This is a genomic window from Amycolatopsis sp. NPDC059021 (assembly GCF_042739895.1).
GTDB lineage: Bacteria > Actinomycetota > Actinomycetes > Mycobacteriales > Pseudonocardiaceae > Amycolatopsis.
On the sequence record NZ_JBHYIQ010000027.1, the window covers coordinates 78205 to 90589 of the forward strand.

Consider the following 12385-nt stretch of genomic DNA (forward strand, 5'->3'; position numbering starts at 1 on the left):
GGAGCGACCACCAACGCGCCGTGGGCTGCCCCTTCACCGGGGCGGCGTCCTGGCGGCCAGCCGCGCCTCGGCCGCTTCCGCGGCGAGGGGCCGGACGCCGGGCGCGAGTTCCACCGCACGCGCGTACCGGCGTACGGCTCGGTCCAGGTCACCGGACAGCCGGGAGACCACCGCCAGACCCCGGAGCGCCCAGGCGTTTTCCTCGTGTGCCAACGACATCGCCCAGGCGTCGGCGGCCTCCTGACGGTCGCCTGCCACCCAGCGCGCGACGCCCCGGTGATACCAGGTCTTCCAGGTCGGCGGGGCGTACTCGAGAAGTTCACGCCAGTACGCGTTGACCAGTGTCGGGCCCGGATCCGCCGCGGGGTCGCCGGTCAACGGCGCGCCATCGAGCAGCGCCAGCCACGGGAGTTGTTCCGCGCCCATCGACTCGGCGGGATAAGGAGTGGCCGGAAGCTCGATGAGCATCCGGTGCGTTTCGAGCGCGCCCCATCCCAAGCCGTGCGACAGCATGGTCCGCGGCCGCGCGTCGGCGGCACCCAGCCAGGCGCGGCGCAGCCGTCCCAGCATGTCCGCGTCCGGAAGCCGCCGCTCCAGGCCCGCGACCACTCCTCGCTCGTCGCCGTGCGCGGCGGTGCCTGCGTAACACGGTCCGAACGCTTCCAGCCGATGCCACGAGCCTCCGGCCGTGACGCATTCGCCCGGCGAAGGTGTGGACAGCCGTACCAGCCCGGCACCGTCCGCGTACACCGCGGCCGTCCAGCGTCCGGCGCCGGGACCCAGCAGGCGGGCGCCCGGGGGAACGACGAGGTTCGAGCACCAATCGACGGGCACCGGGTGGTCGTGCGGGTTGTGCACCCTCACGCCCACCAGGAGCAGCGAGGATTCCTCCGGAAGCCAGAGATCCACCTGACAGGCCAGGTCGCGCGTGCGCTCCCATTCCCACAGCCGGAGCATCGGGGAGCCGTCGGGCCCGTCGATCTCCGCGGCGTACATCGGCACGACGGCCGCAGCGGGGAAACCGCCGTCACCGAGACTCCATTCGACACCGCCATCACCGTGCACCAGCTCGCGGCGATTTCCCTTGTCGTACAACGAATCGATGCGACCACCCAGCGTGGGCAGCACGCTCACCCGGAGACAGTCGTTCTCCAGCACCAATGCGGGCAGGGAATACGCGCCGCGCGACCCGCCGAAACTGTCGCGCGATCGGTACGGCAACGACACACCACGCCGTCCCTGTCCCGCGTCGGCGAGTGGTGGCAACGGGTTCTCGGCATCCACGGCCATGCCCCGGAGAATTTCCGAGCGCTGAAGACGCGTGGTCATGTCACCTGGCACCCAGGCCGCGGGTCCGCGAGATAGCGCTCCGCCATCACACTGATGGCCGCCATCCGCTGAACGTCGAGTTCGGGTGCCGGGTAGAGGACCGCGGTCAGCGCCTCCCCGTCGAAGAAGTGGAACGTCGTCAGCAGCGCCGGCGCGCGCAGCTCCCGGGGAAGCCGGTGAACGGCGGGCACTCGCTCCGCGACCACGAACAGCGCGGCCACATACTCGCCGACGATCGGCTCGAGCCGCTCGCGCAACCGGGCATCGGTGCGCGCGGCCACCAGCAGTTCGATCCAGACCGCGTTGACCGGATCCCTGGCCCCCTCCCTGACGAGAGCCAGCACCATCGGGAGTTCGTCGGTGTCGGACAGCCGCGCGAAGCGACGGGTGAAGTTCTCGATCTGCCGCCGGGCGACCTCCTGCGCCGCGGCGAGCATGAGGTCGACGAGGGTACGGAAGCGCCCGAACAGCGCACCCTGCGAGACCTCCGCCCGCGCGCAGATCTCCTTCGCCGTCGTCCGCGCGTAGCCGAGGTCGACCAGGGCACCGATGGCTCCCTCGACCAGGCGCGCGGTGGTCGCGGCGCGGCGCTCCGACTGGGTCCGCCGCTGCTCGTCCGCCACCTGCTCCTCCTTCCGCCCGGCAGCGCGACTCTAACTTAAAAAGTGAGCACTTGAAATATTCGTTCGGATCCAGCAATCTACTCGTCAGTAAGTAATCCGGCTCACAGGAGGACACCGTGCAGCAGCATCCGGGTCGACGACGCCTCGCCGCAGTTGCGCTCGCCACCCTCGCCACGACGACGGCACTCTTCGCGATCTCACCCGCCCACGCCGCCACCGGGTACCGGCACTACGTCGGACTCGGCGACTCGTTCGCCTCGGCTCCCCTGGTGCCCAACGTCACCGGCAACCCGGTGTGCGGGCAATCGGACCACAACTACGCCCATCAGATCGCCGCGCGGCTCAAGCCCGGGAAGTTCACCGACGCCAGTTGCGGCGGAGCCACCACCCCGGACATGACCGGCCGCCAGTTCGGTGTGATCCCTCCCCAGTTCGACGCGCTCGACCGGGACACCGATCTGGTCACCGTGCACATCGGCGGCAACGACATCGGGTTCGGCGAGATCGTCGCCACCTGCGGCACCCTCGACGCGGCCAACCCGACGCTGCCCTTGTGCCGGCAGTACTGGACCGCCGGTGGCGTCGACCGGATCCAGCAACGCATCGACGCCACGGCAACCAAGGTCACCGCGGTCCTCCAGGGCATCCGCCAGCGCTCGCCGCAGGCGAAGATCGTCGTCGTCGGCGCGCCCAACCTGCTGCCCGAGGACGACACCCGCTGCTGGCCGGTCGTGCCGATCTCCTCCGGCGACATCCCGTACCTCAACACGGTGAGCCGCGCGTTCAACGCCATGTCCGAGAAGGTCGCCACCACGCACGGCGCGTCCTATGTGGACACCTACACCACCAGCATCGGACACGACATGTGCCGTGCCCCCGGCGTGAAGTGGGTCGAAGGCATCTTCCCCACCGACGCCGCCGCGCCGGTCCACCCCAACCTCGGCGGAACCACCAACCAGGCCAAGCAGATCCTCGCGGCCCTCGGTTCCTAGGAATCCACCCCCGCACCACGTCGGCGTCCCCCGGGCGCCGCGTGGTGCGGGCGGGCGTCCACCGCGCGCGTCACGCGTCACCGGCCTTGTTCGCGCGGCGCTCGCGATAGGCCCGCTGCCTGCAAGCAGGAGAACAATAGGTACGCCGTCTCCCCCGCGACGGCGAATCGACTGGCCGGGCACAGCCGGGACACAAGGGGGCGTCTTCCGAGGTCTCGACGCCCCCGGGCCGGGCCTCGTCGCACTCCTCCAGGCGGGCCGCCGCCCCCGCGGCTTCGAGCAGGTCACCCGCGGCGACACGTCCGCGTGGCGTACGCGCGACCAGTTCGCCGTCCAGGTGCGGGCACAGCGCCGGATCGTCGTGGGAACACAGCATGAGGTGCGCGAGGTAGCCGCGCGCCGCTACCAACTGCCCGATCTCCCGTTCGAGACGGGCGACCTGCGCACTCACGACGCCGTGCCACGCTTCGGCGTTCGCTGTGCCCGCGGTGACGGCCGCGGCCTGGTCCAGTGGCATCCTCCCGGTCACACAGCACAGGTAGGCGAGCCCGATCCGCCGAAGATCGCGGTCACTGTACAGCCGCTTACCGGCTTCACGTTCCGGCGCGTCGAGTACTCCTTGTACCTCCCACCAGCGCAAGGTGGACGGCGCGAGATCGTACAAGGCGGCGGCTTCGCTGATCCGTACCCCGGATTTCACCCCCTCATTGGACAACACCACGACTCCGGGGCTCAAGACAGCCGGATCTCACGCTCGGCAGGCGGCAGGCTATTTCCGTGATCCCCGTTTGCGCGTCGCTTTCGCGGGCTTCGCCTCCGCGGCTTCGAACGCTTCGATCACCTCGCGCGGCATCCGGCCACGATCGGAGATCTCGAATCCGTTCTCCAGCGCCCAGGCCCGGATCGCGCGGGAACGCTCACGATCCTCCGGCGACACCGAGCCCCCGCCTGCCACCGGACCGGAGGTATGGACCGCCGTCGACCGGACCTTCCGGCCACCCACCCGCCTTGCCACCGAGACGAACTGCGCCAGCACGTCCCGCAACGCTTCGGCGTTGTCCCGCGAAAGGTCGATCTCGTAGTCGACACCGTCCAAACTGAACGGCACGGTCTGCTCGGCCTCGCTACCGTCGATATCGTCCAGTACCTGGACCAGAACCTTCTGCGCCATCACACTTCCCTCTTCGACTCCGTGCCCGGACACATACATCCCAGGAATGGACGAAGTCTATCCGGACAGGCCGTGAGAGGCACGCTCTCCCGGATCACGTCCGAATACCGGCGAGCGTCAGGAGCAATAAAGTCCGTCGCGGACAGCGGCAAAAGGCTCAATGAGGTTTTCTCAGCAAGGGGTGTGGCTTCGCTGGGGGTGCGGTGTCGCGAAAGCTCCGTCGGAGACGGTGAGCGTCCCGAACGACGCGTTCGGGACAGGGGGCCCGGCACGGGAGTGTCGCGAAGGGGACATTGGCGGCGTTCGACGTCTCCAATATGCCATTCGCGACCTGCTGACCAGGGTGAGAGCCCACACCAGCCATCGCCTGTGCCGAACGCAACCGGCCACTACCGACAAAACCTCAATGAGGTTTTCCGGGGAGGCGGGCGGTCCGTGAATGTCCCCTTGAGGGTCTCAGAGTCCCCCAAGGGGACATTCACGGCCTTGACGGCACCGAGGCCTGCGTCCACAGAGGACTCTCACACCCTGGCAAGCTGACGGAGAGTGACCGCCCCGCTTGGGTAAAGCGGCCCCGACCTTGGATACTGGTGGGCATGACGAACTGGTGGAATCGATTCGCGGGCACCTGGGTCACCCGGCCGGTCGTGGTCGACTCCGTCATGGTCGCCGGGTTGCTGCTACTGCACGTGATCACCGTCGTTCTCAGCGTGGGGAAAGGCTGGACGATCCCCGCCCCGGTCGCGTGGGTGGTCGCGATCGGCTCGGTCTCGGTGCTCGGCCTGCTGGCCCGCCGGCGGTTCCCGTGGCCGGTCGTGGCGGTGACGCTCGGCTGCGGGATCGCGCTCGAGATCCTGGAGGCCACCGGCCCGGCCAGCACACTGGCGATGCTGGTCGCGTTCTACACCGTCGCGGTCCAGCGCGGGCCGCGGCACGCGCTGGTGGCCGGGCTGCTGCCGCTGTCCTGGGACATCGTATGGGGCATCGCCAGGCCCGACCAGGTCACGCTGCAGGGCTACCTCATCGCCATCGTGCTGGTCATCATCAGCCTGGCGCTGGGACTCACCGTGCGCCGCAGCCGCGAGCACGCCGCCCGGTTGCACCACGCGGTCGTGCTGCTCGAAGAAGCACAGCAGGAGCTGGCCGCGGAGGTCGCCACGCTGGAGCGGATGCGCATCGCCCGCGAGCTGCACGACATCGTCGCGCACAGCCTCAGCCTCGTCGCGCTCCAGGCGGGCGTCGCCCGCGCGCTGCTGCCGCAGAACCCCGAGCACACCCGCGACGCCCTGCGGATCATCGAGGAAAAGGCCCGCGAGTCGCTGTCGGAGATGCGGCATGTCGTCAGCGCGCTGCGTGACCCCGACGAGCCCGGCGAAAGCACCACACCCGCTCCCGGACTGGACAAATTGGACGATCTGCTCGCCTCGGCCCGCTCGTCCGGCCTGGACCTGGAGATGACCGAGGACGGCGAACGCTATCCCCTGCCGCCGGGTCAGGATCTGGCCGCGTACCGGATCGTGCAGGAGGTCCTCACCAACGTGCTCAAGCACGCCGGGCCGACGTGCACGCGTGTCGAGCTGCGGTACGCGCCCGACGAACTGAGCATCGACATCCGCGACAGCGGGCCGCGCCTGCCAGGCGGGCCCGCGCCGTCGGACAAACCCGGCCGGCCAGGGCACGGGCTGATCGGGATCCGCGAGCGGGCGGCGATCTACGGCGGCCAGGTGCGCACCCAGGCCGATCCGGCAGGCGGGTTCCGGGTCACCGCGACGCTGCCGAGGATCGCGTCATGAACGCGGGCAAGCCCATCGGCGTCGTCGTGGCCGACGACCAGCCGCTCGTCCGGGTCGCGCTGGTGAGCCTGCTCGACGCGCAGCCGGACATGACGGTGCTCGCGGAGGCGGCCACCGGCACCGAGGCCGTGGCCGCGGCCCAGTCGCACCGGCCGGACGTCGTGCTGATGGACGTGCGGATGCCGGAGATGACCGGCATCGAGGCCACCGCCCGGATCATGGCGCTGCCCGATCCGCCCGCGGTGCTCACCCTGACGACCTACGACGTGGACGAATACGTCTACGGCGCGCTGCGAGCCGGGTCGATGGGCTTCCTGCTCAAGGACGAACCACCGGAGCGGATCGTGGCGGGCGTGCAGGCGGTCGCCCGCGGCGAAGGCCTGCTCGCGCCGAGCGTGACCCGCAGGCTGATCCAGCAGTTCGCCGTCATCCCGGACGACGCCGGGCGGCCCGCCGGCCGTCCGCTGGCGCAGCTCACCGAGCGCGAGACCGAGGTGCTGACCCAGGTCGCGTATGGACTGTCCAATCTGGACGTCGCGACGGCGCTCGGGCTTTCGGAGGCGACGGTGAAGACGCACCTGCACCGGCTCATGGCGAAGCTGGGCCTGACCTCCCGTACGCAGGTGGTGATCGCCGCCTACGAATCGGGGCTGATCCGGCCCGGGTCGCACGACCGGTTCAGCTGAGCGTCACCGGCGGCGCGCCCGCCGCTGCCGCATGGTCTGCCCGAGCGCGATGAGGCCGAGCGCGGCGGCGACGAGGACGACCGCGGCGACGGCAAGGGGCCAGCCGCTCAGGTCGACGACCGCGCTGAGCACGAACAGCAGCGCGGCGGGGATGACGGCGCTCGCGGTGACCAGCGCCGGTGCGGCGGAGTTTCCTTCGCTCGCTTCGGACACGTTTTCTCCTTGGTTCACAACATTTTCGCGGCGCCGCTTCCGTGACGACGCGGACGGCGCGGGCTGGCAGGTGACGCGGATTTCGCCGCGCCACCTGCAACCGCGTCGCTCTCCGCCACCGAGCCTACTGGCTTTTCCGATGGCCGCGAGTCAGGCCGCGGCACGCCGGTTTCAGGTGATGGCGATCACGAGCCCGCCGATCCCGACGCCGAGCGCGAGGCCCGACGTGAAGTCGTTGGGCGCGGACACGACCTCCACCTCCTGGCAGGCCAGGTCGAGGTTCTCCATGATGTCACCCCCTTTCGCGGATTCCGGTGACCCGGGTCCTCTCAGGTGATGGCGATGGCGCCGAGGCCGAGGGCGGCACCGGCGATGTCCAGCCACTCGCTGCGCCCCCAGTCGGGCGCGGTGGTGGTCTCCAGTTCCTGCAGCGACAGGTCGAGCGTCTCCCTTTCCATTCCTGCTCACCTCCTTCCGGTTTTCCGCTACGGACAGGTCTTCCGCGCCGTCGGGGCGGCGCGGAAATCGGGGCGGGCGCTATTCCCGGATGTTCCTTCCCGGTTCGCCGGGGTCGATGCGGGCGAGCCGGAATTCGCGTCGTAGCGCGGATTCCCTGGGGACGCCGGATTCGGCACTGTGCAGCAACGCCGTCGCGGCGGCCAGCGCCCGGTGCTCACCGAAGCTCCGTCCCCGCATACCGGGACGGTGATCGGCCGGTTCGTCGGCCACCGCGACGCCGGGCCGGAGCAGACGGGCGAACGCCGACGTCGTGGCGCCGATCCCGGGCAGCCCGCGTACCGCGTCACCGACCACCTCCTGCCCGGCGTCGTGTCCTAAGTAGACGACCAGCCCGTCTTTGCGCGGATAGAGCGCCGGGTCGGAGAGAACCTTGACACGGTAGGGAATCCCTGCGGCGTCGAGCGCGTCGAGGACAGCGGACAGGATTCGCGGAGCTTCCGGCGGCCGGGTCAGGTGGACGTACACCCTGCTGCCCGGGAACTCCGGTGGCCGGGCAGCCGGGCCGTCCACGACGAGGAATCCCGGTGACAGGGCGGGCCGGATCGCGTCCACCGCCAGGGCGATCGGCCCGCCGGGCGCGGCGCCGGGTTCGGCGGGCAGCCACACCCGGACGCCGTCGCGGTCGACCAGCATCCGATCGGCCTCGACCGCGTGCACCGTGGTCAGGATCCGGATGGTGCGGGGCCCCGCTGCGGCGATCAGCGCACGCTCGAACTCCCGGTCACGCGCCGGGCGTCCCGACGACGAGCCGCCGACGTGCAGGTGTTCGTACAGCGCGTCCGCCAGCGCCAGCCGCAGGCCGCCGGGCGAGGACGCGGTCACCCGCCGCTCGCCGATCATCGCCTCCTGCCCGGTGACGGACACGGCGGCGAGCGCGTCGAGCACTCTTTTCGCGACGTCCATCGGCTATCCCAGGCCCACCGCGGTCACGAAGGTCTCGGGCGCGCACAGCAGGCTGCGGCCGATCCCGGCGGCGGCCTTGGCGACCGCGCTCAGGCGGGTGGCCCCGGCGGCTCCGGCGATCATGCGCTCCACCAGGTGCCAGCCCGCGAAGGCCGTCGCCCGCACGGCGAGCGCCTCGTCCGATCCGGTGTCCTGGTAGCCCCACCAGAAGGCCGCCACGATCGGCCGGGTCCGCTCGATCCGCGCCGCACCGTGTTCGACGACCGCCTCGGTGGTCGGGGCCGCGGCGGCGGGCAGGCCGGAAACCGCCTGCCAGAGCCATTCCCCGGCGAACCGGCCGACGTCGCGCGCGGGGTCGGCGTACCGGAATTCCTCCCAGTCGGTCAGGTACACGCCGCTCGCGCCGACGAGGATCTGGTCGAGCCGGAGGTCCCCGTGGCTGGGCACGCGGACCACGTGCCGTTCCCGTTCCAGCAGCCCGCCGACCGCGGCGATCAGCGCGTCGTCGCGTTGCAGCAGCCGCCAGGCCTCGAGTTCGGCGGCACAGCATTCGTCGAACACCGCCCGCGGCAACCCTCGCAGCAGTTCCACCGAGGGCAGCACCGGAGGTATGTCTTCGAGTCCGGCGGGCCAGCCGGTGCTCCCGTGCAGCGACCGCAGCGCGGTGCCGACCTCGTAGGCCAGTGTCCGGTCGAATTCGCCGTCCTCGGCCAGCTTCAGCCCCGTCTTCGCGCGGGGAACAGCCGTGAGCACCAGTGCGCGGGACTCCTCGTCCCAGGCGAGACAGCGCGGACCGCTGCCGGCGTTGCGGTGGTAGGCGACCTCGCGGCGCATCCGCGTGGCGGCCTCGCCGGGCGGGCCGATCAGGCGCTTGGCGAACACCGTGGTACCGGAAACCGTGGTACCGAGCCAGTTCTCATTGCGGCCGGGCAGGCGGGCCAGGCCGTCCGGGACGAACGGGCCGAGGCCCGCGCGGTCGAGCAGCGCGGTGACCTGCGGGGACGGGCTCGTGCGATCGCTCACGACGCCACCCCTGCCGGCCGGTCCAGCCGCTGGGCCGCGGCCAGCGCCCGATACGACTCGTTGCGGTCCAGCAGTTCGTCATGGCCGCCGACGTCGGTCACCCGGCCGTCCTCGAGCAGGACGACCTGGGCGGCGTGCCGGATCGTGGACAGCCGGTGCGCCACGACCAGCACCGCGCGATCGGCCGCGAGCGCGTCGACGACGTCGCGCAGCAGGCGCTCGTTCACTCCGTCCAACTGGGACGTCGGCTCGTCGAGCAGGACGATTTCCGCCTCGGACAACAGGGTTCTGGCCAGCGCCAGCCGCTGCCGCTGGCCACCGGACAGATCGGTGCCGCGGCCGAGTTCGGTGTCCAGGCCGTCCGGCATCGCCGCCACGTGCTCCCGCAGGCCGACGGTGCCGAGCACGGTGAGCAGCCGGCCGTCCGGCACCGGCTCGGTCAGCCCGACGGTCAGGTTCGCGCGGACCGTGTCGGCCAGCAGCGTGAACGACTGGTCCACGTAGGCGATCCGGCTTCGCAGCGCGCCGACCGGCCAGCTCGTGACGTCACGGCCGAGCACCTCGACCCGTCCCGTGTCCGCCGTGACGAACCGCTCGACCAGCGAGAGCGCCGTCGTCTTCCCGGCTCCGGACGGTCCGACGAGCGCGGTCAGCCCGCGGCGTGGCACCGCGAAGTCGATCCCGCGCAGCACCGGCCGGTCGCCGTGAGCGAACGTGACGCGCCGGAATCGGACCGCCGGGGCGGCGTCGAGCGGAGTGGGCGCAGCCGCCGGATCGTCACCATCCTCAGTGGACTGATCGAGCACCTCGGTGAAACGGGACCGGGCGGCGAGCCCGGCCTGCAGCCTGCCGACCGCCATCACCATGATGATCACCGGCGCGATGAGCTGCATGAGGTAGAGCAGGAACGCCGCGAAGCCGGCGATGTCCAGCGACCCGGTGGCGAGCCGGGCACCCCCGGCGATGATCACCGCGACGAGCGCGATCTGCTGGCCGAGGCTGAGCACCGGGTTCACCGCGGACTGCAGGCGCGCGGCGGTGATCGCGGCCCGCGTGGTGTCCGCCGCGGAATCGCCGAGCCGCTCGGTGACCTGCCGTTCGGCCCGGGACGCCTTCACCACCGGCAGCGCCGCCAGCGCCGTAGCGAACCGATGGCCGAGTTCACCGAGCGCGCGGCTGTGCCGCAGCTGCGCGCGTTGCATCCCGGCCACGACCACCGCGATCACGACGCCCGCGACCAGGAACGCGGCGACCGTGATCACCAGCAGCACCCAGTCGAGCAGGCCCATGATCACCAGCGTGCCCGCCGTGGTGAGCACCGAGACCGGCAGCTGCACGATGCCGAGATCGGTGATCGTGCGCAGCTGGAGGCTGTCGGCGGTCACCCGCGTCACCAGGTCGCCCTCGCCGGTGGCGCGGACATCGCGCAGCGGCAGCCGCAGGATGTGTGCCATGAGCCGGACCCGCAGGCGCAGCACGAACTTTTCGCCCAGCTTGGCGAGCAGATACGTCGCGGCGGTCGCGGTCAGTGCCCCGCCGAGCGCGGTCACGCCGAGCAGGACGGCGGGGCGGACGAGCCCCGCGTCCGTCCGCACCGCCGAGATGAGGTCCGCGACGATCAGCGGCATGGCCAGCGTGCACGCGGCCGAGGCCACCGACAGCACCGCCACCGCGGCCAGCGCCGGTGCCCGGCCGAGTTCCCGCAGGATCGGCAGCGACGTCCTGGTCATCGTCTTCTCCCTTCGGGCACGACACGCAGCACCGCGCGCTGCTGGGCGGCGATCGCGGACGCCGCCGCCGCGACGTCGTCCACACCGATCTCGTCGAGCCGCGCGGCGAGGCCGGTGTAGCGCTCCGCGGCGCCGAACAACGTTTCGAACCGCCCGAGCGCACGAGCGCGGGTGAGTACCGCGGCCTCGCGGTGGTCGTGGTCCCGGCGCACCAGGTCGCGCAGTCCGGCCACCCGGGTCTCGTCGAGACCGTCCGCGGCGGCGGCCAGCAGACTGTCCACAGTGTCCAGTACCGCCTCGTGGCCGGTCGCCGGGTCGTGCACGGTGGTGACGATCATCGTGTCCGGGGCGAGCGCGTCGAAGGTGCCGAAGAAGCCACAGGAGGCGTCGCTCGCGGCGACGGCGTCCGAAGTGGATAGAGCAGGGCCGAGGAAGTGCTTGAGGTATCTGGCGAGGACCAGGTGCGCGAAGTACTCCGGCGTCAGCGGATCCGGCAGCCGGTAGCCGAGGGCGAGCGCGGGGCGGCGGATCCGCGCGTCGGTGCGGACTGCGGTGCTGTCCGCGGTCAGGGCCGGTTCCGCGAGCCGGGGCGCGGGCGGCGCGGGGCGGGCCGCGATACCGCCGAACCAGGTCGAAATCTGGCGGAGGGCGCGGTCCGGTTCGACGTTCCCGGCCACGGCGAGCACCGCGTTGCCCGGGGCGTAGTGGTGGTGGAAGAACTCGTGGCAGTCGGCAGCGGTGATCCCGGTCAGCGCGCCGGCATCGCCGTATCCGTCGTGCGCGTTGGCGAAACTCCGATACAGCAGCGGGGCCAGCCCCGGCCACGGGAAGCCGCCGTAGGGCCGCGAACGCGCCTGGCGGATCTCCATGGCGATCCCGGCGAGCTGGCGGCGCAGCCCGCGTTCGGCGAACTTCGGCGCGCGCATCCGGTCGGCTTCCAGGAAGCACAGCAGCTCGAAGTATTCGGCAGGCACGGTCTGGAAGTACTGCGTGTAGTCCTGGTGTGTCCTCGCGTCGACCGCTCCCCCGAGCGCGCGGACGCGCTGCCCATGCAGCAGCGGCTCCACGTTCTCGCTGCCCTCGAACATCAGGTGTTCGAGCAGGTGCGCGAAGCCGGCCGCGTCCTCCGGCTCGCTGCGGAAGCCGACGCGATAGCTGACGCTCAGCGCGACGTCGTCCGCCGCGGGGTCGGGCGCGAGCACGACCGTGAGCCCGTTGCCGAGCACGGTGCGGACGACGGCGGTGCTCGGTCGCTCCAGCGTTTTCCCGGTGTTCATGGACCTGGACCTCATCGGCTGTGCTGCGTCGGATGGAATACGGTGGCGGGGTCCCCCCCACGGCGAACGACACCACCCCCGCGCTCTCCCACTCCGTGCGCGAGACCCAGCACAACAACCACCTCA

The 12385-nt window shown here is 71.2% G+C and carries 13 protein-coding genes; 3 read left to right on the plus strand and 10 right to left on the minus strand.

Features of this window, described 5'->3' with window-relative positions:
* Positions 1 to 33 precede the first annotated feature (33 nt).
* Together ACFWX1_RS18375 and ACFWX1_RS18380 are read right to left on the minus strand one after the other, a co-directional pair.
* Positions 34 to 1329: a hypothetical protein gene (locus ACFWX1_RS18375; RefSeq protein ID WP_378388720.1), complete on the minus strand. Its 1296-nt coding sequence runs from the start codon at positions 1327 to 1329 to the stop codon at positions 34 to 36.
* Complete coding sequence (locus ACFWX1_RS18380) at positions 1326 to 1952, minus strand: TetR/AcrR family transcriptional regulator (protein ID WP_378388722.1); 627 nt, start codon at positions 1950 to 1952, stop codon at positions 1326 to 1328. Before ACFWX1_RS18380 ends, ACFWX1_RS18375 begins: the two co-directional genes overlap by 4 nt.
* A gap of 116 nt (positions 1953 to 2068) precedes the next feature.
* Here ACFWX1_RS18380 and ACFWX1_RS18385 point away from each other — a divergent pair, with 116 nt between their 5' ends.
* Complete coding sequence (locus ACFWX1_RS18385; RefSeq protein ID WP_378388724.1) at positions 2069 to 2944, plus strand: SGNH/GDSL hydrolase family protein; 876 nt, start codon at positions 2069 to 2071, stop codon at positions 2942 to 2944.
* A gap of 70 nt (positions 2945 to 3014) precedes the next feature.
* On the opposite strand, the gene ACFWX1_RS18390 is transcribed toward ACFWX1_RS18385, so the two are convergent.
* Positions 3015 to 3644: a MerR family transcriptional regulator gene (locus ACFWX1_RS18390; RefSeq protein ID WP_378388726.1), complete on the minus strand. Its 630-nt coding sequence runs from the start codon at positions 3642 to 3644 to the stop codon at positions 3015 to 3017.
* Between the two features lie 69 nt (positions 3645 to 3713).
* A complete protein-coding gene (locus tag ACFWX1_RS18395; RefSeq protein WP_378388728.1) occupies positions 3714 to 4115 on the minus strand; it encodes an Lsr2 family protein in 402 nt (133 codons plus the stop codon).
* Positions 4116 to 4711: 596 nt separating this feature from the next.
* On the opposite strand from ACFWX1_RS18395, the gene ACFWX1_RS18400 reads away from it, so the two are divergent.
* Positions 4712 to 5908, plus strand: coding sequence for a sensor histidine kinase (locus ACFWX1_RS18400; protein ID WP_378388730.1), 1197 nt, complete (start codon positions 4712 to 4714; stop codon positions 5906 to 5908).
* Positions 5905 to 6594: a response regulator gene (locus ACFWX1_RS18405; RefSeq protein ID WP_378388732.1), complete on the plus strand. Its 690-nt coding sequence runs from the start codon at positions 5905 to 5907 to the stop codon at positions 6592 to 6594. The genes ACFWX1_RS18400 and ACFWX1_RS18405 overlap by 4 nt, the downstream gene beginning before the upstream one ends.
* 3 nt (positions 6595 to 6597) lie before the next feature.
* On the opposite strand, the gene ACFWX1_RS18410 is transcribed toward ACFWX1_RS18405, so the two are convergent.
* From ACFWX1_RS18410 to ACFWX1_RS18435, 6 genes are all read right to left on the minus strand, one after another.
* Positions 6598 to 6807, minus strand: a complete 210-nt coding sequence (locus ACFWX1_RS18410) for a hypothetical protein (RefSeq protein ID WP_378388734.1) — start codon at positions 6805 to 6807, stop codon at positions 6598 to 6600.
* 329 nt (positions 6808 to 7136) lie between these two features.
* On the minus strand, positions 7137 to 7265 hold the full coding sequence (locus ACFWX1_RS18415) for a hypothetical protein (RefSeq protein WP_378388736.1): 129 nt from the start codon (positions 7263 to 7265) through the stop codon (positions 7137 to 7139).
* Positions 7266 to 7344: 79 nt separating this feature from the next.
* Positions 7345 to 8229, minus strand: coding sequence for a T3SS effector HopA1 family protein (locus tag ACFWX1_RS18420; protein WP_378388738.1), 885 nt, complete (start codon positions 8227 to 8229; stop codon positions 7345 to 7347).
* 3 nt (positions 8230 to 8232) lie between these two features.
* Positions 8233 to 9252, minus strand: coding sequence for a class V lanthionine synthetase subunit LxmK (lxmK, locus tag ACFWX1_RS18425; protein ID WP_378388740.1), 1020 nt, complete (start codon positions 9250 to 9252; stop codon positions 8233 to 8235).
* Positions 9249 to 10982, minus strand: a complete 1734-nt coding sequence (locus tag ACFWX1_RS18430) for an ABC transporter ATP-binding protein (protein ID WP_378388742.1) — start codon at positions 10980 to 10982, stop codon at positions 9249 to 9251. The genes lxmK and ACFWX1_RS18430 overlap by 4 nt, the downstream gene beginning before the upstream one ends.
* Positions 10979 to 12259 carry a M16 family metallopeptidase gene (locus ACFWX1_RS18435; RefSeq protein WP_378388744.1) on the minus strand — a complete coding sequence of 427 codons (1281 nt, stop codon included), beginning with the start codon at positions 12257 to 12259 and terminating at the stop codon, positions 10979 to 10981. The genes ACFWX1_RS18430 and ACFWX1_RS18435 overlap by 4 nt, the downstream gene beginning before the upstream one ends.
* Between the last annotated feature and the right edge of the window lie 126 nt (positions 12260 to 12385).